This window comes from Meinhardsimonia xiamenensis (genome assembly GCF_900102905.1).
Taxonomy (GTDB): Bacteria; Pseudomonadota; Alphaproteobacteria; order Rhodobacterales; family Rhodobacteraceae; genus Meinhardsimonia; species Meinhardsimonia xiamenensis.
Genome location: NZ_FNFV01000006.1, coordinates 82,233 through 108,229, shown reverse-complemented (window position 1 = coordinate 108,229; position 25,997 = coordinate 82,233). Strand labels below are relative to the sequence as shown.

Annotated in this window: 24 protein-coding genes; 7 read left to right on the top strand and 17 right to left on the bottom strand. The window is 68.7% G+C overall.

What is annotated here, in order from left to right; genetic code table 11:
* Positions 1-28: 28 nt before the first annotated feature.
* On the bottom strand, positions 29-2,485 hold the full coding sequence (locus tag BLQ14_RS12995) for a GcvT family protein (protein ID WP_092501001.1): 2,457 nt from the start codon (positions 2,483-2,485) through the stop codon (positions 29-31).
* A gap of 83 nt (positions 2,486-2,568) precedes the next feature.
* On the opposite strand from BLQ14_RS12995, the gene BLQ14_RS12990 reads away from it, so the two are divergent.
* Positions 2,569-3,468 carry a LysR family transcriptional regulator gene (locus tag BLQ14_RS12990; protein WP_245657109.1) on the top strand — a complete coding sequence of 300 codons (900 nt, stop codon included), beginning with the start codon at positions 2,569-2,571 and terminating at the stop codon, positions 3,466-3,468.
* A gap of 76 nt (positions 3,469-3,544) precedes the next feature.
* Here BLQ14_RS12990 and fabZ read toward each other — a convergent pair whose 3' ends face one another.
* The 10 genes from fabZ to pyrH all read right to left on the bottom strand — a co-directional run bounded on the left by fabZ (position 3,545) and on the right by pyrH (position 13,043).
* Entirely contained in the window at positions 3,545-4,009 is a 465-nt protein-coding gene (gene fabZ / locus BLQ14_RS12985) for a 3-hydroxyacyl-ACP dehydratase FabZ (RefSeq protein WP_092501000.1), read from the bottom strand.
* 106 nt (positions 4,010-4,115) lie between these two features.
* On the bottom strand, positions 4,116-4,760 hold the full coding sequence (locus BLQ14_RS12980) for an OmpH/Skp family outer membrane protein (RefSeq protein ID WP_245657108.1): 645 nt from the start codon (positions 4,758-4,760) through the stop codon (positions 4,116-4,118).
* A 44-nt stretch (positions 4,761-4,804) separates the two neighbouring features.
* Entirely contained in the window at positions 4,805-7,165 is a 2,361-nt protein-coding gene (bamA, locus tag BLQ14_RS12975; RefSeq protein ID WP_092500998.1) for an outer membrane protein assembly factor BamA, read from the bottom strand.
* Between the two features lie 178 nt (positions 7,166-7,343).
* The gene (locus tag BLQ14_RS15635) at positions 7,344-7,472 is read right to left on the bottom strand and encodes a hypothetical protein (RefSeq protein WP_281220854.1); all 129 of its coding nucleotides are present in this window, start codon (positions 7,470-7,472) and stop codon (positions 7,344-7,346) included.
* A gap of 152 nt (positions 7,473-7,624) precedes the next feature.
* The gene (gene rseP / locus BLQ14_RS12970; RefSeq protein ID WP_092500997.1) at positions 7,625-8,962 is read right to left on the bottom strand and encodes an RIP metalloprotease RseP; all 1,338 of its coding nucleotides are present in this window, start codon (positions 8,960-8,962) and stop codon (positions 7,625-7,627) included.
* A 15-nt stretch (positions 8,963-8,977) separates the two neighbouring features.
* Positions 8,978-10,165, bottom strand: coding sequence for a 1-deoxy-D-xylulose-5-phosphate reductoisomerase (gene dxr / locus BLQ14_RS12965; protein ID WP_092500996.1), 1,188 nt, complete (start codon positions 10,163-10,165; stop codon positions 8,978-8,980).
* Positions 10,162-10,971, bottom strand: coding sequence for a phosphatidate cytidylyltransferase (locus BLQ14_RS12960; RefSeq protein ID WP_092500995.1), 810 nt, complete (start codon positions 10,969-10,971; stop codon positions 10,162-10,164). The genes dxr and BLQ14_RS12960 overlap by 4 nt, the downstream gene beginning before the upstream one ends.
* Entirely contained in the window at positions 10,968-11,702 is a 735-nt protein-coding gene (gene uppS, locus BLQ14_RS12955; RefSeq protein ID WP_092500994.1) for a polyprenyl diphosphate synthase, read from the bottom strand. Before uppS ends, BLQ14_RS12960 begins: the two co-directional genes overlap by 4 nt.
* Positions 11,703-11,733: 31 nt before the next feature.
* The gene (gene frr, locus BLQ14_RS12950; RefSeq protein WP_092500993.1) at positions 11,734-12,294 is read right to left on the bottom strand and encodes a ribosome recycling factor; all 561 of its coding nucleotides are present in this window, start codon (positions 12,292-12,294) and stop codon (positions 11,734-11,736) included.
* A gap of 59 nt (positions 12,295-12,353) precedes the next feature.
* Positions 12,354-13,043 carry a UMP kinase gene (gene pyrH, locus BLQ14_RS12945; protein WP_215904816.1) on the bottom strand — a complete coding sequence of 230 codons (690 nt, stop codon included), beginning with the start codon at positions 13,041-13,043 and terminating at the stop codon, positions 12,354-12,356.
* Between the two features lie 189 nt (positions 13,044-13,232).
* Here pyrH and miaA point away from each other — a divergent pair, with 189 nt between their 5' ends.
* The 4 genes from miaA to BLQ14_RS12925 all read left to right on the top strand — a co-directional run bounded on the left by miaA (position 13,233) and on the right by BLQ14_RS12925 (position 16,837).
* Positions 13,233-14,132 (top strand): tRNA (adenosine(37)-N6)-dimethylallyltransferase MiaA, encoded by a 900-nt coding sequence (miaA, locus tag BLQ14_RS12940; protein ID WP_092500991.1) that lies wholly within the window; start codon positions 13,233-13,235, stop codon positions 14,130-14,132.
* 76 nt (positions 14,133-14,208) lie between these two features.
* Positions 14,209-15,057 (top strand): helix-turn-helix domain-containing protein, encoded by an 849-nt coding sequence (locus BLQ14_RS12935; protein WP_092500990.1) that lies wholly within the window; start codon positions 14,209-14,211, stop codon positions 15,055-15,057.
* A 188-nt stretch (positions 15,058-15,245) separates the two neighbouring features.
* A complete protein-coding gene (gene ssb / locus BLQ14_RS12930) occupies positions 15,246-15,719 on the top strand; it encodes a single-stranded DNA-binding protein (protein WP_092500989.1) in 474 nt (157 codons plus the stop codon).
* Positions 15,720-15,754: 35 nt separating this feature from the next.
* The gene (locus BLQ14_RS12925) at positions 15,755-16,837 is read left to right on the top strand and encodes a site-2 protease family protein (RefSeq protein WP_092500988.1); all 1,083 of its coding nucleotides are present in this window, start codon (positions 15,755-15,757) and stop codon (positions 16,835-16,837) included.
* Positions 16,838-16,854: 17 nt separating this feature from the next.
* Here the strand turns inward: BLQ14_RS12925 and aroB are convergent, their stop codons facing one another.
* Together aroB and BLQ14_RS12915 are read right to left on the bottom strand one after the other, a co-directional pair.
* Positions 16,855-17,970 (bottom strand): 3-dehydroquinate synthase, encoded by a 1,116-nt coding sequence (gene aroB / locus BLQ14_RS12920; protein ID WP_092500987.1) that lies wholly within the window; start codon positions 17,968-17,970, stop codon positions 16,855-16,857.
* Positions 17,971-17,973: 3 nt separating this feature from the next.
* Positions 17,974-18,519: a shikimate kinase gene (locus tag BLQ14_RS12915; protein WP_176759551.1), complete on the bottom strand. Its 546-nt coding sequence runs from the start codon at positions 18,517-18,519 to the stop codon at positions 17,974-17,976.
* A gap of 327 nt (positions 18,520-18,846) precedes the next feature.
* Between BLQ14_RS12915 and BLQ14_RS12905 the strand changes: the two genes are divergently transcribed.
* Positions 18,847-20,370 carry a hypothetical protein gene (locus tag BLQ14_RS12905; RefSeq protein WP_092500984.1) on the top strand — a complete coding sequence of 508 codons (1,524 nt, stop codon included), beginning with the start codon at positions 18,847-18,849 and terminating at the stop codon, positions 20,368-20,370.
* Positions 20,367-21,299: a site-specific tyrosine recombinase XerD gene (locus BLQ14_RS12900; RefSeq protein WP_092500983.1), complete on the top strand. Its 933-nt coding sequence runs from the start codon at positions 20,367-20,369 to the stop codon at positions 21,297-21,299. Before BLQ14_RS12905 ends, BLQ14_RS12900 begins: the two co-directional genes overlap by 4 nt.
* A gap of 24 nt (positions 21,300-21,323) precedes the next feature.
* Here the strand turns inward: BLQ14_RS12900 and BLQ14_RS12895 are convergent, their stop codons facing one another.
* The 4 genes from BLQ14_RS12895 to nuoN are packed head-to-tail and all read right to left on the bottom strand — an operon-like array spanning position 21,324 to position 25,993.
* Positions 21,324-22,988 carry a ribonuclease J gene (locus BLQ14_RS12895; RefSeq protein ID WP_092500982.1) on the bottom strand — a complete coding sequence of 555 codons (1,665 nt, stop codon included), beginning with the start codon at positions 22,986-22,988 and terminating at the stop codon, positions 21,324-21,326.
* Between the two features lie 3 nt (positions 22,989-22,991).
* Positions 22,992-23,765, bottom strand: a complete 774-nt coding sequence (locus BLQ14_RS12890; RefSeq protein ID WP_092500981.1) for a type III pantothenate kinase — start codon at positions 23,763-23,765, stop codon at positions 22,992-22,994.
* Positions 23,766-23,774: 9 nt separating this feature from the next.
* Entirely contained in the window at positions 23,775-24,551 is a 777-nt protein-coding gene (locus BLQ14_RS12885; protein WP_092500980.1) for a biotin--[acetyl-CoA-carboxylase] ligase, read from the bottom strand.
* Positions 24,551-25,993, bottom strand: coding sequence for an NADH-quinone oxidoreductase subunit NuoN (nuoN, locus tag BLQ14_RS12880; protein WP_092500979.1), 1,443 nt, complete (start codon positions 25,991-25,993; stop codon positions 24,551-24,553). Before nuoN ends, BLQ14_RS12885 begins: the two co-directional genes overlap by 1 nt.
* Positions 25,994-25,997: the final 4 nt, after the last annotated feature.

Below are 25,997 nucleotides of genomic sequence, written 5' to 3'. Positions count from 1 at the left end.
TGCCCTCTTCTCCATGAGCACGGCGCTCTCACGCCCTCAGCCTCTCGTTCTCCGGATCCCACAGCGGCCTGTCGGGCTGCACCACCGCGCGCCGCCGCTCGCCGTAGATGTCGACCTCCACCTCGGTGCCCGGCACGCACAGCTCGGGCGGCAGCATCCCGTAGGCGATCGAGGCACCCACCCGATAGCCCCAGCCGCCCGAGGTGGTCTCGCCCACGATCTTCCCATCCTTCCAGATCGTCGACATGTAGGGCGCATCCGCCTCCCCGGCATCGACGATGAGCGGCGCGAAGCGCTTCTTCACCCCGCGCTGCTTCTCGGCCAGAAGCGCGGCCTTGCCGGGAAACTCCTGCGGCTTGTCGAACTTCACGAAACGCTCAAGTCCGGCCTCCAAGAGGCTGTAGTCGGTGGACAAATCCGCTTTCCATGCCCGGTAGCCCTTCTCGAGCCTGAGCGAATCGAGCGCCCACATCCCAAAGGGCCTCGCACCCGCCGCGAGCACCGCCTCGTAGATCGCCGGCATGTCTTCGTTTGCGGCGTGGATCTCCCAGCCAAGCTCCCCGGCAAAGCTCACCCGCACGAGCCGCGCCGGCCGGCCGGCCACCGTCGCTTGCTGGTGGCTCAGCCAGGGCAGCGTCAGATCGGCATCGGTGCCGATGGCGCGGAACAGCTCGCGCGACTTCGGGCCTGTCACGATCAGCGTGTCCACCTCCGCGGTGCGGTCGGTGAGGCTGACGCCCTCGGGCAGCCCCGCGCGCCAGAGCACCTCATAATCATGCCACTGCGCGGCGGCGGCGGTGATGAGGGTGAAGGCGTCCTCTCCATGGCGCTGCACGGACATCTCGGTGAGGATCCGCCCGCGATGGTCGGGGAAATAGGCCAGGTTCATCCGCCCGACCTTCGGCAGCGCCCCGGCGATGCGGCCCCTGAGCCACTCCGCCGCGCCCGGGCCCGAAAGCTCGAAGCGCGAGAAGCCGGGCAGATCGAGCACGCCCACGTGATCGCGCACCGCGAGCGCCTCCTCCCGCACGCGCGGCTCCCACGGCCCCGACCGGCCCCAGGTGAAGGTGGCCTCCTCGGAGGTGTCGTCCCCTTCCTGCGCGAACCAGTTCGCCCGCTCCCAGCCGTTGTAGGCGCCAAATTGCGCGCCGAGCGCGGCCACCCGCTCGTGCACGGGCGAAAGCTTCTTCGGCCGCCCCGCGGGCCACTCGTGGTGCGGGAAATGCATGGCGTATTCGTGGCCGTAGACCTCCATCGCCTTGGCCACGCAGTAGTCGTGATCGGTGTAGTCGGTGAAGCGGCGCGGATCGCAGGCCCACATGTCCCATTCGGTGGCGCCTTCGGTGATCCACTCCGCGAGCACCTTGCCCGCGCCCCCGGCCTGAGCAATGCCGAAGGTGAAAACACAGGCCTCGAAGGCGTTGGGCACGCCGGGCATCGGGCCGATCAGCGGGTTGCCGTCAGGCGCATAGGGGATCGGCCCGTTGATGACCCGCGAAATCCCCGCCCGCCCGAGGATCGGCACCCGCGCCATCGCATCCTCGATATACCACTCGAGCCGCTCCAGATCGTCAGGGTAGAGCTGGAAGGAGAAATCCTCGGGCATCGGATCGGAGGGATCCACCCAATGAGCGCGGCAGTTGCGCTCGTAGGGCCCGAGGTTCAGCCCGAACTTCTCCTGCCTGAGGTAATAGGAGCTGTCCACGTCGCGCAGAAGCGGCAGCTTGTGGCCGACCTCCCGGCTCCAGGCCTGAAGCTCGGGGATCTCCTCGGTGAGCAGATACTGATGTTCCATCACCGCCATGGGCACGGTGCGCCCGCCGAAGGGCCTGAACCACTCGCCCACCCGCCGGGCGTAATAGCCCGCCGCGTTGACGACGTATTCGCAGCGGATATCGCCCTTCCCGGTATGCACGATCCACTCGCCGCCCCGCCGGCTAACCCCCGTGGCCGGGGTAAAGCGCAGGATGCGCGCGCCCATCTCGCGCGCGCCCTTCGCGAGCGCCTGTGTGAGCTGGGCGGGGTCGATGTCGCCATCGGCCGGGTCATAGAGCGCGCCCTTGAGGTCATGGATCTCGATGAAGGGATAACGCGCCTTGATCTCCTCTGGGCCGAGGATCTCCAGATCCATCCCCTGATACTGGCCCATGCCCTTCGCCCGGGCGAACTCCTGCATCCGCTCGCGCGAATGCGCCAGCCGGATGGAGCCCGTGACATGGTAGTTCATCGGATAGTCCACCGCCTGACCGAGCCCGCGATAGAGCTCGGTCGAGTAGCGCTGCATGTTCATGATCGCCCAGGAGGTGGAGAAGGTCGGCACATTGCCCGCCGCGTGCCAGGTGGAGCCGGACGTGAGCTCGTTCTTCTCCAGCAGAACGCAGTCACGCCAGCCGGCCTGGGCCAGATGATAAAGCGCCGAGGCCCCCACCGCGCCGCCCCCGATGATCACCACCCGCGCCGTGGTTGGAAATGCCTCCGCCGCCATTGCCGATCCTCCCCGATCCCGCCTCGCTCGCGGGGAGTATCGGCACGGCGCGCGGCGCTTTCAATCGCCTTTCATCAGCGTTATTGATCGAAAAATTCGATCAGGGTCTTCCCGCCATGCAGCTCGAGCTTCTCGAAACCTTTCTCGACCTCGCCGAGACGCGCAGCTTTCACCGCACCGCCGAACGGCTCGGCATCACGCAATCCACCGTCTCGACCCGCATCCGCAGTCTCGAGGCACTGCTCGGCCGCCCGCTCCTGCGCCGCAGCCGCGCGGGCAGCGAGCTCACCCCCGAGGGGCTTCGCTTCGAGCTGCACGCCCGCGCCCTGCGCCGCGACTGGGCCGAAGCGGTGGCCGCGGTGCAGGCCGGCGGGCCGGAAGGACAGGCGCTGCGGATCGCCTATCAGCACGACCTCTCGGGCGGAACAATGGGCGAGGGCCAGAGTGGCGCCGGACGCTGGATCGCCGAGATCCGCGCGCTGATGCCGGCCGCGCGCATCTACATCGAGGCCGACTACTCCAACCAGATGTGCGCCGACCTTGTGGCCGGAGCGCTCGACCTTGCACTCCTCTTCACGCCCAAGCCGCATCCTGACCTGCATTTCGAGACACTGGGCGAGATCGGTTACGTGATGATTTCCACCGAGGCAGGCCGCCTCGCCGAAGTTGCGCCGCAGCGCTACATACTCGCCAACTACTCGCCCGCCTTCGCCGCCGCCCATTCCGCGCTCCTGCCGGAGCTCTCGGTAGCGCCGGTCTCCTCAGGCCAGTCGGCGGTGGTGGCAGACCTGCTGGCGGCGCTCGGCGGCACCGCCTATCTGCGGCGCGAGACCGCCCTTCGCCTCTGCACCGAGGGCCGGGCGCGGCGCGTGGCGGATGCGCCGGAAATCCCGCAGCCCGTGTTTGCCGCGACACATCTGCGCAACCGCCACCGCGGCATCTACCGCCGCCTGATCAGCCGCTTGCGCGCCAGCTTCGGCTGAGCGCCCCCGGGCCAAATCATCCTGGTGCAAATACCCGCGCCGCAGGCACGCGGCGCCAGCCGCGTCCCTTCCGCGCTCAGCTCGCCGGCGCGACGGAGATCATCGCCGTGATCTCCGCCTCGGCGACCGTCTCGTCACCGACCTTCCCCTCGCAGGCGAGCTTCACCACCCGGCTCGTCGCCCCACGCAGCGTGGTCACATGCAGCTCGAGCACGTCGCCGGGCACCACCTTGCGGCGGAACTTCGCCTTGTCCACCGACATCAGGTAGATGTGCGCCTCACGGCCCACGAGATCATTGCCCACCGCGATCATCACCGCGGCGGTCTGGCCCATCGCCTCGAGAATGAGCACCCCGGGCATCACCGGCTCGTTGGGGAAATGCCCCTGGAAGAACGGCTCGTTGATGGTGACGTTCTTGATTCCCACCGCGCTGCGGTTGCCATCGATCCTCTCGACCCGATCCACCATCAGGAACGGGTAGCGATGCGGCAGAATGCGCTTGATGATCGAGATGTCGGCCGATTGCAGCGCGTCGTTCATGGGCGGGATCCTTGCCGGGTCACGTCCCCGCCTTCTAGCAACTCGCTCCGGCCTCGGCAAGCGGCGCGTCGCGCCCGAGTCCGCCCTGCGCATTCACCGCCCGGCATCACTTGCTGCCCCCATCCGAGGCTTCCGGCGCCCCCGCTTCCGGCGCCGCGCCCGACACGCCATTGGCGGCGTCACCGGCGGCGCCGCCTTCCGGGCCCGACTGCGCATCCGCGGCACCCGCATCATCGCGGGCCAGAGCGGCATTGATGCGCGCGATCGCCTCGTCGGTGATGTCGATCGATTCGGCGGCAAGGAACACCACCCGCCGGTCCAGAATCGCCACCGCCCCGCGTTCGGCGGCAAGCTGGCCCAGAAGCGGCACGATGCGCTGCACGAAACGCGCCCGTTGCTCCTCCCGCGCCCGCGCCAGATCGCGTTCCTTCGCGTCCTGCTCGGCGCGGATGCGCTGCACCTTTTCGTCGAACGCCTCCGCCAGCGGGCGGAACTCCGCCGCGCTCATCGTCTTGCGCTTTTCGGTCAGGGCGCGCTCCTCGGCGATGAGCTCGGCCTCGATGCGCCGGTTCTCGCTGGCCAGCGCCTCGGCGCGCGCCTCAAGCTCGCGCGCGATCTCGGTGCCTAGGTTGGTCTCGGTCAGGAGCCGCTCCTGATCGATGGTGAGGATGGGCGAATAGGCAAGCTCCAGATCCTGAGCGTGAGCCGTCGCTCCAAGCACGGGCAGGCAGAGGCCGAGACAAAGAAGCACGGCCCCCGCAAATCCCCGCCCGCGCGCCGGCCTGCACAGCATGCTCAGAACTCGGTCGAGACCGTCAGGTCGAAGAAGCGTTCCCGGTCATAGGGCTGCTTGACCAGCGGCTTGGAGAAGTTGAAGCGCAGCGGCCCGATCGGCGTTTCCCAGAACACCGAAAGACCGATGGACGAACGCAGATGGAAGGAGTCATCCACCGGATTGGCGCCGGCCGGCCCGCCTGCGGTGTTGTCGAGCCCCCAGAGCGAGCCGACATCGAAGAACGCGCCGCCCGAGATGCCGTATTCATCCGGCAAGAGCGGCAGCGGAAACTCCACCTCGAAGCGCGCAACCGCGTAATAGTTGCCGCCGAGCGCGTCCTGGTTCGAAACATTCAGGTCGCGCGGCCCCACCCCGCCAACGTCGAAGCCCCGCAGCTGGTTGGCGCTCAGGAAGAAGCGCTCCGTGGCCTTTGTGACATCGCCCGAGAGGCTGTAGAGCGCGCCGCCCTCCAGCACCGCACGGAAGGTGACATCACGCGTCAGCATCTTGCGCTCGGCGACGAACAGCAGTGTGGACTGGATGAAGTCCTGCTCGCCGGCAACGTAGAAGTCCTGGTTGAAGCGTACCAGCACCCCGGCGTCGGGGTTCAGGCCCCCTGCCCGGTTGTCGAAGGACAATGTGTAGCCGGGGCCGAACTGATACTGCATCCCGAGGCCCTGCTCGGCGGTGAGGATGGCGGAGGAATTCGGGCTGACATTGCGCATCTCGCTTGCCCGAACGGTCGCCCGCAGGCCCAGATCGGCATATTCGCTGAGCGGGAAGGTCAGCGACGGGCGGAACACCCCGATGCGCGAGTCGTAGGAGGAGTTCGAGGCGTTGTCGGTCTGCGTGTAGGCGAGATCGAGGCCGAAGGCGACGTCGCGCCCGAGGAAGGCAGGCTCAAGGAAGCTGAAGCTGCCCGACTGCGTCCCGCCGCCGGTCTGGACGCTGAACTCCAGCGTCTGGCCGCGACCGAGGAAGTTGCGCTCGGTCAGCGACGCGTTGAGGCCGATGCCGACGCCGGTGGTGTAGCTCGCACCGAAGCTCAGCGAGCCGGTGGGCTTTTCAACCACCTTGACCTTGACGATGACCTGATCGGGCCCGGAGCCCTCCTCGGTGCTCACTTCCACCGTCTCGAAATAGTCGAGTTCACGGATCCGGCGCGCCGCCGCCTGAATCTCGCGCGGGTTGAAGGGGTCGCCCTCGGCGACCCTAAACTGCCGCCGGATCACGCGGTCGAGCGTGGTGGTGTTGCCCTCGATGTCGATGCGCTCGATGAAGACGCGCGGCCCCCGGACAAGCTGGAAGTCGACGTCGAGGGTGAGTTCGGCGTCGTTGCGCGTCACCCGCGGCTCCACGCGCACGAATCTCAGCCCCTGCTGGGTGGCGAGCAACTCGAGCCGCGTGATCGTCGCCTCGAGAAGCTGAGGCGTATAGACCTTGCCCGGCCGGATCTTCACCTCGCGCTGATAGCGCTCCACGTCCACTTCAGGCAGGTCGGAGGAGACGGTGAGCTTGCCGAAGCGGAATTGCTGCCCCTCATGCAGGGTGAAGGTGACGAACACGGCATTGCGCTCGCGCGAGAACTCCGAGGTCACCGACAGGATGCGGAAGTCGATGTAGCCCCGCTGCAGGTAGAAATCCCTCAGCTTCTGCTTGTCGAACTCCAGCCGGTCGGGCACCAGCGTGTCGGCCCGGATGAGCGCGCGCAGGACACCTGCCTGCTTGGTCTCGAGGGCGCGCCGCAGCTGACGGTCGGTGAAGGCGCGGTTGCCGACGAAACTCAGCCGCTCGACTTCGGTGACGCCGCCCTCGGCAACCTCGAAGACGAGGTCCACCCGATTGTTCGAGGGGCGGATGATCTTCGGCGTCACGCTCGCGGCAAGCCGCCCGGCGGCGAGATAGGCTTCGGCAATGGCTGCGGCGTCCGCCTCGGCCACGGAAGGGCTGTAGACGCGCGCCGGTTGCGACTGGATGACCGCAAGGAGCGTGTCATCATCGAGCCTTTTGTTGCCCTCGATCGAGACCTCGCGGATCACCGGCCACTCGGTGACGCGGATGACGAGCGTGCCCCCCGCGGGCTCGAGCTCGACCGTTTCAAAAAGCCCGGAGGCCACGAGCCGCTGATAGGCCGCGTTGAGCTCGCCCGCGCTGACCGTCTCGCCCGGAGCGATTCCGAGATAGGAGAGGACCGTGGCCGCCTCGATGTTCTCGTTGCCCTCGATCCTGACATTGCTGAATCGGTAGCTCTGCGCGTCCGCCCTCTCGGGCATCGCGATCGAGCAGAGCGATACGAAAAGAATTATGAAAAGGCTGCGGATTCTTGCACCCACTGCGGTACCGGTCACGGCCCGCCCCCCTCGCCCGTCACCTCGAGTCATTCCGCGGCATCCTGTCTGGCAGCAGATTATGACCAAGCTGAGTATCGGGAATGGGCAGGCTTGTCAAAAGCAGCCACCCCGCCCGGTCAGGTTCCGGGCGGGGTGTGACTTCGAGCGCGCGACTCGTGCCGCGGGCGCCGGCGGTGCCGCGGCGACCCGCGCGGTCCCGGCCGGCGGATCAGAGCATGCTGCCGATAAGGCTGCCCGCGCCAAGCGCGACGGCAAGCGCCACGGTCCAGAAAAGGAGATCCTCGTTGAGGTCTGCCACGAGCCAGAGCCCGCGGTATCCCTTCTTCAGCGTCCGCATTTCCCTCGTTCCTCGTACCTTGCGCACGATGCCGCTTTGTTTTTCCGCGGGCACCGTTATCGCCGGGCAATGCGGCGGGAATTTGGCAATTCCGCCGTCCCGGCGCGTCTTCGTGGGAAAACCTTGCGGGCCAGGCGCGCGGCGCCGCGGGCTCAGGGGCAGAACAGGTCGTTCGTCAGCGCGAAGGCCATGAGCGCGAGCAGAAGCATCAGCCCGAGCGTCATCAGGATGCGCATGACCGATTCGGCCGGTGGCCTGCCCGTCATTGCCTCCCAGGCGTGGAAGACGAGATGCCCCCCGTCGAGCACCGGAACCGGAAACAGGTTGAGAAGCCCCACCGCCGAGGAAAGCACCGCGATGAACCAGATGAACGCTAGCCCGCCCTGTGCCGCAGCGGCACCCGAGGTTTCGGCGATGCCGATCGGCCCGCGCAGGTTGCACGACGAGATCGCGCCCACGGCCATGTGATAGAGGCCCGAGAGCGAGCTCTTGATGATGAACCAGGTCTGGCTCACCCCGTAGCCCGCCGCCTCCCACAGGCTTGGCGGCTGGGTGGCCGGCGAGAAGAACAGCCCGCCGGTGATGCCGATCAGCCAGCGCGTCTCGAAACCGCCGTCGGGCAGCGGCAGATCGGTGCGGCGCGGCACCAGCGTGACATCGAAGACCTCGCCCGCCCGCCAGACCTTCAGCTGAAGCGGCTTTCCGCCCGAGGCGCCGACGATCTCGCGCATCTCGCGGAAGGCGACCACCTCCCGCCCGTCCACCGAAAGGATCACGTCGCCCGGCCTCAGCCCCGCCGCCTCGGCCGCCGAATCGGGGGTCACGCCGCCGACAAGCGGCGGATAGGGATAGGGCCCGCGCACATCGCGTTCGGATCCGTGGCGCAGGATGTGGTAGTCGAGCACCGGCTTGACCGGCAGACGGTCGATGACGGTGACGAAGGTCTCGACATCGGGCGTCTCGATGCCCTCGACGGCGAGGATCGCATCACCCACCTGCAATTCCTGCACCGGCGCGGGAAGCGGCGCGATCTCGGCGATCGTCACCGGCGAGACCGGCACGCCGCGCAGCATCAGCACCAGCGCAAACAGAACGAAGCTGAGAAGGAAATTCGCCGCCGGCCCCGCCGCTACCGTCGCCGCGCGCGCCCAGAGCGGCGCACCCTGCATGGTATGGCGCCGCTCCTCCTCGCTCAGCTCCGCAATCGCCTCGCCGTCAGGGGCGGAGGCGGCGTTGGAATCGCCCAGGAATTTCACATAGCCGCCGAAGGGCAGCGCGGCGATCTGCCAGCGCGTGCCGCGCCGGTCCACCCGCGAGAAAAGCACCGGCCCGAAGCCGATCGAGAAGACCTCGGGCTTGATGCCCGACCAGCGGCCGACGATGTAATGGCCGTATTCGTGGACGGCGATGATGACCGACAGCGCCACGACGAAGGCGAGCACCGTCCAGATGAGCCCGCCGAAGGAAGGAATGAGCGAAACGATATCCAAGGCGCGTCCTGCCCCTCAATCTGCCTGCAACAACATCTTTTCGACCACCTCGCCCGCGCGCAGCCGTGCAAGACGGTCCGCCTCGCGCACCTTATCAAGATCGATCTTGTCACAATCAAGACCGCCTTCGGCCGAAACCCGCTCCAGCACCGCCTCGACGACGGCCGCCATGTCGGTGAAGCGGATGCGATGGGCGATGAAGGCATCAAGCGCGGCCTCCTTGGCGGCGTTGAACACCGCCCCCGCAAGCCCGCCAATCGCCATGACCTCACGGGCAAGGCGCAGCGCCGGCCAGCGCGCCTCGTCGGGCGCGCGGAATGTGAGCCGGGCAATCTCGGCCAGATCGAGCCGTTCGACCGGAAGTGACCGCCGCTCCGGCCAGTTGAGCGCATAGCCGATGGCATGGCGCATGTCCGCGGGGCCGACATGGGCCATCAGCGCCCCGTCGCGGAAGCCCACCAGCGCATGGATCAGGCTCTCGGGATGCACGAGCACCTCGATCTGCTCCGGCGCGAAGCCGAAAAACTCTTTCGTTTCGATGAGTTCCAGCGCCTTGTTGAACATCGAGGCGCTGTCGATGGTGATGCGCTGGCCCATGTCCCAGTTGGGATGGTGCGAGGCCTCCTCGGGCGTGGCGCGGGCGAGCCGCGCGAGCGGCCAGTCGCGGAAGGCGCCGCCCGAGGCGGTGATGATGACCCGCTCCACCGCCGCGATGTCCTCGCCCGCAAGCGCCTGGAAGATGCCCGAATGCTCGCTGTCCACCGGCAGGATCCGCGCGCCATGGGCGGCGGCGGTCTCCATCAGGAGCGGCCCTGCCGTGACGAGGCTTTCCTTGTTGGCAAGCGCCAGGGTTCCGCCCTGCCTGAGGGCGGCAAGCCCCGGCGCCAGTCCCGCCGCGCCGATGATGGCCGACATCGTCCAGTCCGCCGGGCGCTCGGCGGCCTCGAGCAAGGCCGCCTCGCCGGCCGCCGCCTCCACCCCGCTGCCCGCCAGCGCCTCTCTGAGATCACCGAGAAGCGCCTCATGGGCGGTGACGGCGACCTCGGCGCCGAGCCGGCGCGCGTCCGCCGCAAGCTGGGCGATGTTGCACCCGCCGGTGAGCGCGACCACCTCGAACTCGTCGGGCGCGCGGGCGATGAGGTCGATGGTGCTCTGCCCGATGGAGCCGGTGGCCCCGAGTATGGTGACGCGGCGGCGGGTCATCCCATGCCCCCCATGACCGGCATCAGACCCAGCAGATCCATCATGAGCGCCATGAGTGCCGCACCGAGAAGCGCGTCGAAGCGGTCCCAGACTCCGCCATGGCCCGGCAGGAGCGCCGAAGCATCCTTCACCCCCGCCCGGCGCTTGAGCGCGCTTTCCGCAGCATCGCCCATCTGCGAGGCAAAGGAGACGACAGCAGAAAGCAGAACCAGCGACAGGCCCTGCCCGGTCAAGGCGGCGAAAAGGCCGCCGATACCGGCCGCCGCCATCCACCCCGCGACGATGCCGGCCCAGGTCTTCTTGGGGCTGACGCGCGGCCAGAATTTCGGCCCGCCGATGAGTCTGCCCGCGAAGTAACCCGCAATATCAGTGACCACCACCACCGCCACGAGCCAGGCGACGAAGACAAGGCCGTGACTGTCGCGGAAGGCTGCGAGCGCGAAACCCGCCGTCAGTATGAACAGGGCATAGAGAATGGCGCGCGGCCTGTCTTCGGCCCTCGCATCAAGCGCCGCCGTCAGCGCCACCGCCGCAAACACCGGGGCCAGCGCCCATCCCGGCAGAAGCGGCGCCAGCGCCACCACCGCGGCACCGATCGCCCCCGCACCCATTGCGCCCGCCGGCCGGTGCGGCGCGAGCATCCGCCGCATCTCCCAGAAGATCGCGCCGGTTGCCAGCGCCACGAGCGCGCGAAACCACCAGCCACCCGCCCACAGCGCCGCCACCCCGATGACCGCCAGCGCCACCCCGGTGATGACACGGGGAGCGAGATCTTCCCAGCGTCCGCCGCGCGCGCCGCCACTCATCCGGGCACCGCCCCGAAACGGCGCTCGCGGGCGGCGAAGCTGCGGACGATCTCGGCAAACTGCTCGGCGGTGAAATCGGGCCAGAGCGTGTCGACGAACTCGTACTCGGCATAGGCCGACTGCCACAAGAGGAAGTTGGAGATGCGCGCCTCGCCCGAGGTGCGGATCACCAGATCGGGGTCGGGCAGAACGCAGGTGTCGAGAAAACGCGCCAGAGTCTCGGCATCCACCGCCTCGGGGTCGAGGCGGCCCGCCTTGACCTCGCGCGCAAGCCGCTTGACGGCGCGCGCCACCTCGTCACGGCTGCCGTAATTGATGGCGACGGTCAGATGCAGCGTCTCGTTATCGGCGGTCATCGCCTCGAGCTCGTCCATCAGCCCCACGAGCTTGGGGTCGAGCCGCACCCGGTCGCCGATGAAGCGCACCCGCACGCCCGCATCGCGCAGCCGCCGCGCCTCTGACTGGATGTAGCGGCGAAAGAGGCTCATCAGCCCCGCCACCTCGGCCTGGGTGCGCTTCCAGTTCTCGGTGGAGAAGGCGAAGACGGTCAGGTATTCAACACCGAGCGCGGGGCAGGCCTCGACGATCTCCCGCACCCGTTTCGCCCCGGCGTGGTGACCGAAGAGCCGCGGGCGCCCGCGCGCCTGCGCCCAGCGGCCGTTGCCATCCATGATGATGGCCACATGGCGCGGGCCCGAGCGCTGACCCCGGCGGGCGGGCGCATCCCTCATCGCTGGCTCCCTTTGGAGGATCGGCAGGCGCTCAGACCTGCATGATCTCCTGCTGCTTGTGCTCCAGCATCTCGTCGACCAGCTTGATGTGCCGGTCGGTCATTTCCTGAATCTCGTTCTGCCAGAACTTCTGATCGTCGTCGGACATCCCTTCGGCCTTGGCCTTCTTCAGCTCGTCCATCCCGTGGCGGCGCACGTTGCGGATCGCGACCCGCGCGCTCTCGGCGTATTGCGCGGCCACACGGCTGAGCTCGCGCCGGCGCTCCTCGTTGAGCTCGGGGATGGGCAGGCGAATGATCGTGCCCTCGGTCACCGGGTTGATGCCGAGCCCGCTCTCGCGAATGGCCTTCTCGACCTTGCCCACCATCGACTTGTCCCAGACATTGATGGTGATCATCCGCGGCTCGGGGACGTTGACGGTGCCGAGCTGGTTGATCGGCATCTGGCTGCCGTAGGCCTCCACCGTGATCGGATCGAGCATCGCCGCCGAAGCGCGCCCGGTCCTCAGCGAGGCGAATTCGTTCTTCAGCGCCGTGATGGCGCCGTCCATCCGTCGCTCCAGATCGTCAAGGTCGATCTCCACTTCCGCCATGCGATCACCTCCTGCCTGTCCCGCCCGACGCCTGCGCGCCAGGTGCTCCCCCTATATCCTCAGCCATGCACCAAAGTATAGGTGCCTTCACCGGAGAGGATGCCCCTGAAGCCGCCGGGCTCGTCGAGGGAGAAGACGATGATCGGCTTGTCGTTGTCGCGGGCAAGGGCGATGGCCGAGGCGTCCATCACCTTCAGGTTCTTCTGCAGAACCTCGTCATAGCTGACCTCGTCATAGCGCTTCGCGTCGGGGAATTTCGCGGGATCCTTGTCATAGACCCCGTCCACCTTTGTGCCCTTGAAGATCGCCTCGCAGCCCATCTCGCTGGCACGCAGGGTGGCGGCGGTGTCGGTGGTGAAATAGGGGTTGCCGGTGCCGGCGGCGAAGATGCAGACCCGCTTCTTCTCCAGATGCCGCACCGCGCGGCGGCGGATGTAGGGCTCGCAGATCTCGTCCATGCGGATGGCGCTGATGACGCGGGTGAAGACGCCAAGCCCCTCGAGTGCGGACTGCATCGCCAGCGCATTCATTACTGTCGCCAGCATTCCCATATAGTCGGCGGTGGTGCGCTCCATCCCCTGGGCCGCGCCCGACAGGCCGCGGAAGATGTTGCCCCCGCCGATGACCATGCAGATCTCGACGCCGAGTTCATGGACGGATTTCACTTCCCGCGCGATCCGCTCGACAGTGGGCGGGTGCAGGCCGTATCCCTGATCGCCCATGAGTGCCTCGCCCGAAATCTTCAGCATGACGCGCCGGTACTTCGTTGCAGGCGCGCGTTTTGCCGCTGCCAGCTCCTCGGCGGCGGCGAGCCCCGTATCGGTCATGGTATCCCCCGGAATTTGCCATCGTGATAAATGGTCGAAAACGGCGCGGGGATCAACGTGCCATTGCCGCCGGGGCGTAAACGGGCGCCAGGGCATGCAGGTGGAGAGACGATGAGCGCGACACTCAAGGGGCTGAGCCGCGAGCTGCCGGTGCTGATCGCCGGCCCCACCGCCGCGGGCAAATCGGCGGTGGCGCTCGAACTTGCCCTGCGCGAGGGGCGCGAGGTGGTCAATGCCGATGCGCTGCAGGTCTATGCCAACTGGCGCGTGCTGACCGCCCGCCCGACGCAGGCCGAGGAGGAGGCCGCGCCGCACCGCCTCTACGGCCATGTCGGGCGTGAGGAGCCCTATTCGGTGGGCCACTGGCTGCGCGAGCTCGCCCCCATTCTCGAGGCGGCCCGCGCCGAGGGGCGCCCCGCTCCCGTGATCGTGGGCGGAACCGGGCTCTATCTCACCGCTCTGACGGAGGGGCTGGCCGAGATCCCCGAGGTTCCCTCGGGGATTCGCGCCGAATCGGAGGCGCGGCTTGCCGCCGAGGGGGTGGAGGCACTGATCGCCGAGCTCGACGCCGAGACCGCCGCGCGCATCGACCTGGCCAACCCCGTGCGGGTGCAGCGCGCCTGGGAGGTGCTGCGCGCAACCGGCCGCGGGCTTGCCGCCTGGCAGGCGCAGACGCCACCGCCGCTCGTGCCGCTTGCGCAGGCGCAGGCCTTCGTCATCGAGGCGCCGCGCGACTGGCTCAACGCGCGCATCGAACGCCGCTTCGACGCCATGATGGCCATGGGCGCGCTCGAGGAGGCGCGCGCCAATCTCGAGGGCTGGAACCCTTCCCTGCCCTCCTCCAAGGCCATCGGCGCGGCCGAGCTCATCGCCCACCTGCAGGGGCGCATGAGTCTCGCCGAAGCCACGGAGGCGGCAAAAACAGCCACCCGCCAATATGCCAAGAGACAACGCAGCTGGTTTCGGTCCAGAATGAAGGCATGGGTTCCGATTCCTCCACAGGGGCTGTGAACAAACCGCACAAATCGCACAAAATCCTGGGGACGGTTCTGGGGATAACCGGGGAATAGCAGCATAAACCGAACCAATGCCGGAAATCGTTGACATTGCCGGCCTTACCGGTGCCGCGCAGGAGCGGGAGGCGATGGGGGCCGAGGGATTCAGGGTCGTGCCGTTGGCACGGTTCGCCCAGGGTCCGCGTTGGCGGACCGAGGCGATGCGAAGCTACGAAGAGCCGCTGCTTCTGTGGTTCACCCGCGGTCAGGGGCGCGTCACCATCGCCGGTGTCACGCAAGGCTATGGGCCGCACCATGCGGTGTTCCTGCCCCCCCGCACCATGCACGGCTTCGAAATGCGCGGCCAGGTGTTCGGCACCGCGCTGTGGTTTCCGCGCGCCTGCGCGATCGGCCTGCCGGAGGAGCCGGCGCACCTGCGGTTTCGGGATGCTCAGGAGCAGGCGGAGCTGAACGCGCTGATCGACAACCTCCAGCGCGAGCTCGAGCGCGAGCTGCCGGGGCGGGAGCGCGCGCTCTTCCATCACGCGGGGCTTCTGGCGGTGTGGCTGGAGCGGCAGATCGCGCGCGGTCAGGAGCAGGCGATTCACACCGACGCGTCCCGCCGCCTCGCGGCCGCGTTCGCCGCGCTCGTGGAGCAGGACTTCCGCTCGGGCCGGCAGGTGCATGACTATGCCGCCGCGCTCGGGGTGACGCCGACGCATCTGAGCCGCGCGTGCAACGCCGCCTGCGGCCGGCCGGCTTCCGCGATCCTTGCCGATCGCATCCATTACGAGGCGCGCCGCCTGCTGAGCGAGACACGCTGGCCGGTCAAGGAGATCGCCCGCGCGCTCGGCTTCAGTTCGGCCGCCTATTTCACGCGCGCCTTCCACAAGCACACCGGGCTCACCCCGAGCGCGTTTCGCCGCCACTCCCGCGGCTGAGGACGCAGGGGGCTCCGCCCCCTCTGCCGCTGCGCGGCATTCACCCCCGGGGTATTTCCACCCAGGGTGATGGAGGCAGGCTGGGAGCGCGGGCTGCGCGTTTCTGTCAAGATTGACCTTCCATTAAGCTTGTCGGGGTGGTGTAACGCAGAAGGCAAGGGCACGAGATTCGAGGAAAGGCTGGTCCAATGGCGGGTTCGGTGAACAAGGTGATCATCCTGGGCAATCTGGGGCGCGACCCGGAGGTGCGCACCTTCCAGAACGGCGGCAAGGTGTGCAACCTGCGCGTGGCCACCTCCGAGCGCTGGCGCGACCGCAACACCGGGGAGATGCGCGAGCGCACCGAGTGGCATTCGGTGGCCATCTACAACGAGAACCTCGCGCGCATCGCCGAGCAGTATCTGCGCAAGGGCTCCAAGGTGTATCTCGAGGGCCAGCTCGAGACCCGCAAGTGGCAGGACCAGTCGGGGCAGGATCGCTACACCACCGAGATCGTGCTGCGCCCCTACCGCGGCGAGCTCGTGCTCATTGACAGCCGCGGTGAAGGCGGCGGGGGTGGATACGTCGAGGATCAGGGCGGCTATGGCGGCGGTGCCGGTGGCGGCTTCGGTGGACCGGGCCCGGCGCCGGTGGGGGATCTCGACGACGAGATTCCTTTCTGAATTTCCTTTCCGACGGACCGGAGCGGGAGCGCGTCATGGGATGGTCCTTTCCGATCGGGCGGTTGTTCGGCTCGGAGCTGCGCGTGCATGCCACCTTCTTTCTGCTCCTCGCCTGGATCGGGGCCGTGGCCTGGATCGAGGGCGGGCCTCAGGCGGCGGTGGTGAACATTCTCTTCATCCTCGCGCTCTTCGCCTGCGTCGTGGCGCATGAGTTCGGCCATGCGCTGACCGCGCGCCGCTACGGCATCCGAACCCCCGACATCACGCTTCTGCCCATCGGCGGGGTGGCGCGGCTCGAGCGGATGCCGGAGCGGCCCGCCCAGGAGATCGTCGTGGCCCTCGCCGGGCCGGCGGTCAACGTGGTGATCTGGGCCGTGCTGTCGCTGCTTCTCGGGGCTTCCGGGTCGGTCGAGACGCTCGCCCACATCGAGGACCCGGCGCGCGATTTCTGGGGGCGGCTTGCCTCGGTGAATCTGTTTCTGGTGCTCTTCAACCTCATTCCCGCCTTTCCGATGGACGGCGGGCGCGTCTTGCGCGCGCTGTTGTCGATGACCATGGGGCGGGTGCGGGCCACGCGCACCGCCGCGATGGCCGGGCAGGCGATTGCCTTTCTCTTCGGGTTCTGGGCGCTCGCGTCGGGAAATCTGATCCTGCTTCTGATTGCCGTCTTCGTCTATCTCGCCGGGCAGGCGGAGGCATCGGATGTGACCATGCGGGAGCTTGCCCGGCGCATCTCGGCGCGCGATGCGATGATCACCGCCTTCGAGCCGCTGATGCCCGACGATTCGCTCGCGGCGATGTCGGCAGGGCTCTTGCGCACCACCCAGCACGAGTTTCCGGTGCTCGACCCGGCGGGGCGACTGCTGGGCTTCGTCACCCGCGAGGCGATCTTTGCCGCCGCCCAGGGAGAGCGGGCGGGAGTGCGCGCCAGCGATCTGATGGTCACCGACATCCCGTGCCTGCCGCTCGGCGCACCGCTTTCGGACGTTCTCGACGCGCTCGGCTCGACCGGCACGCCAGCGGTGGCCGTGGTCGACCCGGCCGGGCACATGCTGGGTTACATCACCCGCGAGAACATTGGCGAGCTGATGGTGCTGAGGGGAGGCAACGGGCGCTAGACTCGCGCGCCGGCCCTTCAGCGGGCGGCGAGGGCCTCGGAGAGCAGCGCGCGCACTGCCTCGCGCGGAACCTCCGACGTCACAAATGCCTCGCCGATGCCGCGGGCAAGCACGAAGCGCAGCTGCCCGTCGATCACCTTCTTGTCCTGCGCCATCAGCGCCAGAAGGCCATCGGCATCGGGCAGCGGGCCGGGAATGTCGGCCAGATCGCGCTTCATGCCCATGGCCGCGAGATGGGCGCGCACCCGGCTCGGCTCCTCCTGCGAACAGAGCCCCAGCCGCGCGGAAAGCTCGAAGGCGAGCGCACAGCCGATCGCCACCGCCTCGCCGTGGAGCAGCCGGTCGGAATAGCCTGTTGCCGCCTCGAGTGCATGGGCGAAGGTGTGGCCCAGGTTCAAGAGCGCCCGCTCCCCGGCTTCGGTCTCGTCGCGGGCCACGATCGCGGCCTTCATCTCCACCGACCGGCGGATCGCCGCGATCCGCGCCGCCTGGTCGCCGGCGGCAAGCGTCGGCCCATGCGCCTCGAGCCAGGCGAAGAAGTCCGCGTCGCCCAAGAGCCCGTATTTCACCACCTCGCCGTAGCCGGCCAGAAAGTCGCGCGGGCTGAGGGTGGCGAGCGCGTCGGTGTCGGCGAGCACCAGCGCGGGCTGGTGGAAGGCGCCCACGAGGTTCTTGCCGTGGGGTGAGTTGATGCCCGTCTTGCCACCGACCGAGCTGTCGACCTGCGCCAGAAGCGTTGTGGGGATCTGCACGAAACGCACGCCCCGGCGCAGGACGGCGGCGGCGAATCCGGCCAGATCGCCGATCACCCCGCCGCCAAAGGCGACCACGACGTCGCGCCGCTCCACGCCCTGCGCAAGGAGCCACTCCACGCTGCGCTCAAGCCCGGCCCAGCACTTCGTCGCCTCCCCGGGAGGCAGAATGAGGGCCTCCGCCTCGATCCCTGCGGCTTGCAACCCGGCACGCAAGGCCGGCCAGTGCTGCTCGGCCACCCGCTTCTCGGTGATCACCGCCACGCGCGGGCGGGACAGGAGCGGGCCGATCTCCTCGCCTGCCCGCGCCATCAGGCCAGGACCGATGCGCACCTCATAGCTGCGCGCGCCAAGCTCAACCGGCACCACCTCGACGCCCATCGCTCACTCCCTCTCCAGCACGTCGGGCCGCGTCAACAGCGCCTCGATCACCTTTCCCGCCATCTCCTCCACCGAATAGCGCGCATCCGCATCGACCACGAGCGCGGCGCGGGCATAGGCCGGCTCGCGCTCTCTGGCGAGCTTCTCGAGCGTGGCGCGCGGATCGGGCGTGCGCAAAAGCGGGCGCGTGGTCTTGTGCCTGACCCGGTTCCACAGAAGGTCATGGTCGGCCCTGAGCCACACGGCGACACCCTTTTCCTCGATGACGCGGCGGTTTCGCTCGGAAAGGAACGCGCCGCCGCCGGTCGAAAGAATCACCGGCCGGCCGGTGAGCAGACGCGCGATCACCTCCGCCTCCCGGTCACGGAAGAACGCCTCGCCGTCACGGGCGAAGATCTCGGCAATCGACATGTTCGCCGCGCGCTCGATCTCGGCATCGGAGTCGAGAAAGGGCACGCCAAGCAAACGGGCGAGCGCGCCGCCCACGGCGGTCTTGCCCGAGCCCATCATTCCCACCAGCGCGACCGTACGCTTCAGCCTGTATCGCAAACCGGCACCGCTCCGCCGAAAATTCCCCCGGCGGTGCATTGGCCTGAACCGCCTCGCAATGCCATATATAGGGACACGCGCCGGCACGGAACCGGCCAGCGTCCGAAATCGAGCCGGACGCGAAGCGGAGGCAGACAGGCGAGGGAAGGCCCGCGGTGATGCGTTATCTTTTCCGACTGATACTCATACTCGCGATTCTCGGCGGCATCGGAATTCTTGGATACGCCTACTTCGGGGACCTTTCCCCCGAGCGCCGGGACGTCACGCAGCCGGTGACGCTGGATGTGGACTAGGCGGCGCATCATCGCTCGCGTGGCGGGCCTCACGATGGCGCTGGGCGCGTCGGGCCTTGCGCCCGCGGCGTGCGAGGAGGCGCCGCTCTCGGCCATCGACTGGCTCAGCCAGGGCCTCGGGGCACCGCCCGCCTCCGCCCTGCCGGATCCCGAGAGCGTGAGCCTTCCGCGCACCGACCTGCCCGGCGGAAAGATCGAGGTCACGCCGATCGCCCAACCTTCGCCGGAAGCGGTCGGGCTGCTCCCGGTGTCGGTCACGGGGCTGCCGCGCGATCTGTGGGCCAGAAGCGACGCCGGCGATCTGGCCCGGCGTCTGGCCGACTTCCGCCCAGACATGCTGCCGGCGGCACGGCGGCTTCTTTTCGTGCTCCTTCTCGCCGAGCTGGATCCGCCGGCCGGCGAGGGGCACGAGACGCGGCTTCTGCTGGCGCGGGTGGACGCGCTGTTGCGGTTCGGCGCCGTCGAGCAGGCACAGGCCCTGCTGATGCGGGCGGGGCCGCGCAACCGCGCCCTCGTTTCCCGGATGTTCGACGCCGCCCTGCTGACCGGCGCCGAGGACGTCGCCTGCGCCGAGATCGCCGCCGCTCCGGCGCTGGCGCCGGGCCTTGCCGCGCGCGTCTTCTGCCTCGCGCGTGCCGGCGACGTGGCGGCGGCCGATCTTCTGCTCGCGGCCGGGCGGGCACTGGGTGAACTCTCGGTCTACGAGGACGCGCTTCTTGCCCGTTTTCTGCATCCTGAGGCCTTCGAAGGACTGCCCCCGCTGGCCCCGCCCGAGACCATGACGCCGCTCATCTTCCGCCTGTTCGAGGCGATCGGCGAGCCGCTGCCGACGGCCAACCTGCCCCTGGCGTATGCGCATGCCGATCTGCGCCCCGTGGCGGGCTGGCGTGCCCAGATCGAGGCCGCCGAGCGGCTGGCGCGCGCCGGAGCCCTGCCCGCCAACCGGCTTCTGGGCCTGTGGACGGAGCGCCGCCCTGCCGCCTCGGGCGGCATATGGGATCGCGTTGCCGCCCTGCAGGTTTTCGATGCGGCGGTCACCGACCGCGACCTCGGCCGCATCGAGGCAAGTCTTCCCCCTGCCTGGGCACAGATGCGGCGTGCCGGGCTCGAGCCTGTCTTCGCTGAGATCTACGCGCTTCCGCTCGAACATCTGCCGCTCTCCGGCGAGGCGGAGCAGATACGTTTCACGCTCGGGATGCTGTCGGACCGGTACGAGCGTTACGCCCGCGCCCGCACCAGCCCGCCGGAGGCGGGCGACGCCTTGCTTGCGGCCATCGCAACCGGCGAGATGCCCGATACGATTTCAAGCCCCGATCCCTTCGCGACGGCGGTGTTCAAGGCCTTTCGGGCGCGACAGGCGCCGGCCCGGCTGGAGGGGCTGATCAGAAGCGGCCGTCTGGGGGAGGCGCTCCTGCGGGCGCTCCAGCTCGTCGAAGCTGGGGCGGATGGCGACACGGCGGCGCTGGCCGACGGCCTTGCCACGCTGCGCGCGGTGGGGCTTGAGGGGGCGGCGCGGCGGGCCGCGCTCGAGGTGCTGATCCTGGAGCGGCGGGGATGAGCCGCTACTGGGTCGAGGCCTTTCTCGAGGCGCAGGCCGCCGAGCAGGGCGCGGCGGAGAACACGCGCCTTGCCTATGCGCGCGATCTCGCCGACTTCCTCGGCTGGCTCGAGCGGCGCGGGCTGGGGCTCGAGGATGCCGCGCGCGGCGACATCGAGGCCTATCTTGTCGATTGCGAGGCCGAAGGGCTGAGCCGCGCCACCCGCGCCCGCCGCCTCTCGGCAATCCGCCAGCTCTACCGTTTCGCCTTCGAGGAGGGGCTGCGCGCCGACAACCCGGCGCTGCAGATCAGGGGCCCTGGACGGGAGAAGCGCCTGCCCGGCACGCTGAGCGTGGCCGAGGTGGAGGCGCTTCTGGGCGCCGCGCGGCGGCACGGCAGGAACGAGGCCGAGCGCGCCCGCAACGCCTGCCTGATGGAGCTTCTCTATGCCACCGGCATGCGGGTGAGCGAACTTGTGGGGCTGCCGGTGGCCGCCGCGCGCGGTGATCCGCGGCTCCTGCTCATCCGCGGCAAGGGCGGGCGCGAGCGCATGGTGCCGCTCTCGCCGCCCGCGCGCGCCGCGCTCGCCGAGTGGCTCGCCCTGCGCGAAGCGGGCGAGGAGGCCGCGCGCCGGGAAGGCAAGCCGCCCTCACCGTTTCTCTTTCCCTCACGCGGCAAGGCGGGGCATCTGACGCGCCACCGCTTTCACGGGCTGATCAAGGAGCTCGCGGTGGCCGCCGGCATTTCCCCTGCCCGCGTCACTCCCCACACGCTGCGTCACGCCTTCGCCACGCATCTGCTGGAAAACGGCGCCGATCTGCGCGCCATCCAGATGCTGCTCGGCCATGCCGATGTCGCGACCACCGAGATCTACACCCATGTGCTCGAGGCGCGGCTGAAGGAGCTCGTGCTCGAGCACCATCCGCTGGCGCGGAATCCCAAGAATTAGGCGCGCGCGCGAGGCGTGCCCGCCTCAGCTCAGCCGGCTGATGATGATGCTCACCTCGGGCTTCTTGCCGATCTCGTTCATCGCCGACTGGCGCAGCGCGCGGGTGAGCGCCTCGGTGAGCCTGTCGTCGTCGGCCAGGGTGCGCGGGTCGGCGCGCTTGAGCGCCTGGTCGAGGTCATGCTCGAGCACGTCCGCCAGCGGCGCATGCGAACGACCGGTCTCGGCAAGCCCCGTGATCGAAACCCAGGGCTCGCCCAGGGGCTCGCCATCCTCGTCGATGATGACCGAGACGGCGACATGGCCGTTGAGGGCGACGCGGATGCGGTCGCGCACCACCCCGTCCATCGCGCCGATGAGCACCGCCCCGTCGAGATAGGTGCGCCCCGTCTCCACATGATCGACGATGCGCGGGGCGCTGCCGGTGATGTCAACCAGCGTCCCGTTCGGCACGATGGCCGAGGCACGGCCGCGCTCCTCGGCGAGCCGGGCATGGGCGCGCAGATGCCGGTGCTCGCCATGCATCGGAATCACCATCTCCGGGTTGACAAGATCGTGCACGGTCGCGAGGTCGGGGCGGTTGGCATGGCCCGAGACGTGGTAGCGGTCGGTCTGGTCGTCCACCACATCGACGCCCATCTCCGAAAGCGCGTTGAGAATGCGGATGACCGCGCGCTCGTTGCCGGGGATGGTCTTTGACGAGAACAGGAACAGATCGCCCTCGGCGAGCTCGAGCCCCATGTAGCGGCCGCGGGCGAGCTGGGCGGTGGCCGCGCGCCGCTCGCCCTGGCTGCCGGTGGCCAGCACCATCAGGTTCTCGCGCGGGATGTCGGCGGCATCCTCGGGGCTGACGAGGCCGGGAAAGTCGGAAAGCACGCCCGTCTCCTCGGCCGCCGTCAGCATCCGCCGCATCGCCCGGCCCAGAAGCACCACCGAGCGGCCCGCGGCGCGGCCCGCTTCGGCAAGCGTCTTCAGCCGCGCGATGTTGGAGGCGAAGGTGGTGGCCACGACCATGCCCTTCGCCTCGCGCACAAGCTCGGTGATCGGCTCGGCAAGGGTCGACTCGCTGCGGCCCGGATGATCGGTGAAGACATTGGTGGAGTCGCACACCAGCGCCTTCACGCCGGGCTTCGCCGCCTCCGCCCAAAGCTCGGGATCCCACGGCTCGCCCACCACCGGCGCCGGGTCGAGCTTGAAATCGCCGGTGTGGATGATGCGGCCTGCGGGCGTTTCGATCACGAGGGCCGAGCTTTCGGGGATCGAGTGCGAGACGGGCAGGAAGCTCACCGTGAAGGGGCCCAGTTCCACCCGGTCGGGATATTTGCCGGCGATGTGCACATTGGCCGGGTCAAGCCCCGCTTCGCCCATCTTCATCCGCGCGATATGGCCGGTGAAGGGGCGCGCATAAACCGGCGCCTTGAGCCGCGGCCACAGATGCGCGAGCGCGCCGACGTGATCCTCATGGGCGTGGGTGACCACGATGCCTTCAAGCCGGTCGGCACGCGCCTGCAGCCAAGCGATGTCGGCCATGATGAGATCGACGCCCGGCGTGCCGGCCATCTCGGGAAACGTCACCCCGAGATCGACGAGCAGAAAGCGCTCCTGCCCCTCGGGCCCGTAGCCGTAGATATAGGCGTTCATGCCGATCTCGCCGGCGCCTCCCAGGGGCAGATAGATCAGGCGGTCGGTCATGTTTCAGCTCCCTTCCGCGTTGAAACGGTGGATGACGGTGAGGCCGTAGAGCGTCAGGTCATCCTCGATGGTGTCGAAGAGCGGCTCGCCCTGTGCAAAGAGCGGCGCCAGCCCGCCGGTGCCGATCACCTTCATCGGCCGGCCGTATTCCTCGCGCACCTTTTGCGTCAGCTCCTTCACGAGGCCGACATATCCCCAGAAGATGCCCGACTGGATGCAGGCCACGGTGTTGGTGCCGATCACCCGCTCAGGCTGGGTGACATCGACATGCGGCAGCGCCGCCGCCCCCATGTGCAGCGCCTCGAGGCTGAGGTTGACGCCCGGCGCGATCACCCCGCCGACATAGGCGCCGTCCTCGGCAACCACGTCGATGTTGGTGGCGGTGCCGAAATCGACCACCATGCAGTCGCCGCCGTGGCGGGCGAAGGCGCCGGCGGCATTGGCGAGCCGGTCGGGGCCGACGGCGGTGCCCGGATCGACCCGCGGCGGCACCGGCAGCGCGCAGTCGGGCTTGCCGACGACCAGCGGGCGCAGCCCGAAGTAGCGATCGGAGAAGACCCGCAGGTTCCACACCACGCGCGGCACTGACGAGGCGATCGCGACGCCGGTGATGTCGAGAGCGATGTGGTGATGCTCGAGGAGCGTGGAGAGCCAGACGAAATACTGGTCGGCAGTGCGCTGGTGGTCGGTTCTCGTGCGCAGCGTGACGAGAAACCTCTCGCCGTCCCAGACGGAAAACACGGTGTTGGTATTGCCGCAGTCGATGCAGAGCAGCATGGGCAGGCCTCAGAACAGGATGTCGGCGGCGGCAATCGCCCGCCGGCCCTTGGGCGTGGCGAGGATGAGCCGGCCTTCCTCGTCAAGCGTCTCGATGGTGCCGCGCAGCTCCTCGCGCGGCATGCGCGCCACGGCTGGCTGGCCCACCCCCGCGGCGCGGGCAAGCCACGCCTCGCGCAGCGGCAGGAAGCCTTCCGCCTCAAGTCGCGCGCTCCATCCGGCGAAGGCCGGCGCAAGGTGGTCAAGCAGCGCTTCGGGTGTGACCCGAACCCCGGTGGCCGGTTCGAGCGCAATCGCGGGCAGCGCGCCCTCTTCGAGGGCCTGCACCGGCGGCGCCGCGGCAAGATTGACCCCGATGCCGACGGCCAGAAACTCCGGCTGCTCGCCCGCGCTCTGGGCCTCCAGCAGGATCCCGGACAGCTTGGCGCCGTCAAGCAACAGGTCGTTCGGCCATTTCAGCGCGAGGCGCTCGGGGGCGCGCGTGAGAAGCGCGCAGACCTCCCAGAGCGCGAGCGCGGCGGCGAAGCCGAGAAGGGCGGCCCGCGTGGCTGCGATCCGGGGGCGGCCAACCCAGGTGGCGGCGAAATTGCCCGCGGGCTCGACCCATTCGCGGCCGCGCCGGCCGCGCGCGGCGGTCTGGCGGTGGGCGAGTATCCATGCCGGCCCGTCGAGCACCGCCGCCCGCCGCGCCGCCTCGCTCATGGTGCTGTCCACCTCGGGGAGCACCACCTTGTCCACGCCATGCGGCCAGGGCGGCGGTACCGGAAGGCGCGCAGCCTCCGTCATCAATTGACCAGCGCGGCCGCCGCCTCCGCCGCCAGCCCGTCAACCCCGAAGAGGTTGATCGTGCCAAGAAGCATCGCCGCGGCCGAGATCATCAGCATCGCCCAAGCCATGGCCGGCATGGCGGTGCGGTCAAGCCCCGGCCCCTCTTCACCAAAGTACATGTAATAGACGATGCGCAGGTAGTAGAAGGCGCCGATGACGCTGGCGATCACCCCGGCAATGGCAAGCCAGGCCAGCCCCGCATCGACCGCCGCCTGCAGCACGTAGAACTTGCCGAAGAAGCCCAGCATCGGCGGCACGCCGGCAAGGCTGAACAGAAGCACCAGCATCGCCAGCGCCCGCCCCGGCTCGGCGCGCGCATAGAGGTTGAGCGAGGCGATGTCCGTCACCGGCTTGCCGTCGCGCTCCATCGACAGGATGAAGGCGAAGGTGCCGACGTTCATCGTCACATAGATCGCCATGTAGACAAGCATCGCCTGCACGCCGAGCGCGGTGCCCGCGGCGAGCCCCATCAGCCCGTAGCCCATGTGGGCGATCGAGGAATAGGCCATCAGCCGCTTGATGTCGCGCTGGCCGATGGCGGCGATGGCGCCAAGGAACATCGACAGAAGACTGAGAAGCGCGAGGATCTGGCCCCAGTCGCCCGGCACGCTGCCGAAGGCGTCGAAAAGCACGCGCGCGATGAGCCCCATCGCCGCCATCTTGGGCGCGGTGGCGAAGAAGGCGGTCACCGCCGTCGGCGCGCCCTCGTAGACATCGGGCGTCCACATGTGAAAGGGCACGGCCGAGACCTTGAAGGCAAGCCCGGCGAGGATGAAGACGAGGCCGATCAGAAGCCCCAGCGAAATCTCGCCACCCTCGGCCGCAGCGATCAGCCCGGCAAAGCGGGTGGTGCCGGCAAAGCCGTAGGCAAGCGAGGCGCCGTAGAGCAAAAGCCCCGAGGAGAGCGCGCCGAGGACGAAGTATTTCAGCCCCGCTTCGGTGGATTTCACGCTGTTGCGCCTGAGTGCCGCGACGACATAAAGCGCCAGCGACTGCAGCTCGAGCCCCATGTAGAGCGCAATGAGGTCTCCGGCCGAGACCATCACCATCATCCCCACCGCGGCGAGCACCACGAGGATGGGGTATTCGAAGCGCAGCAGCCCCCGCCGCTCCATGTAGGCCTCGCTCATCAGCAGCACCGCGGCGGCGGCGAGCAGCGTCACCCCCTTGGCAAAGCGCGCAAACGCGTCGTCGATGAACATGCCCGCGAAGGCGGTGCGCCCGCCGCCGCCGGCGCTCAGGATCCACATCGCGACCAGCACCAGCATCCCCGCCGACACCCACAGGATGAGCGGCGCGCTGCGGTCCTTGCCGGTGAAGACGCCGAAGATCAGCGCCGCCATGGCAAAGACCGAAAGCAGGATCTCGGGCAGGAGCGTCGAGAAATCGGCAAGTGTCATCGGC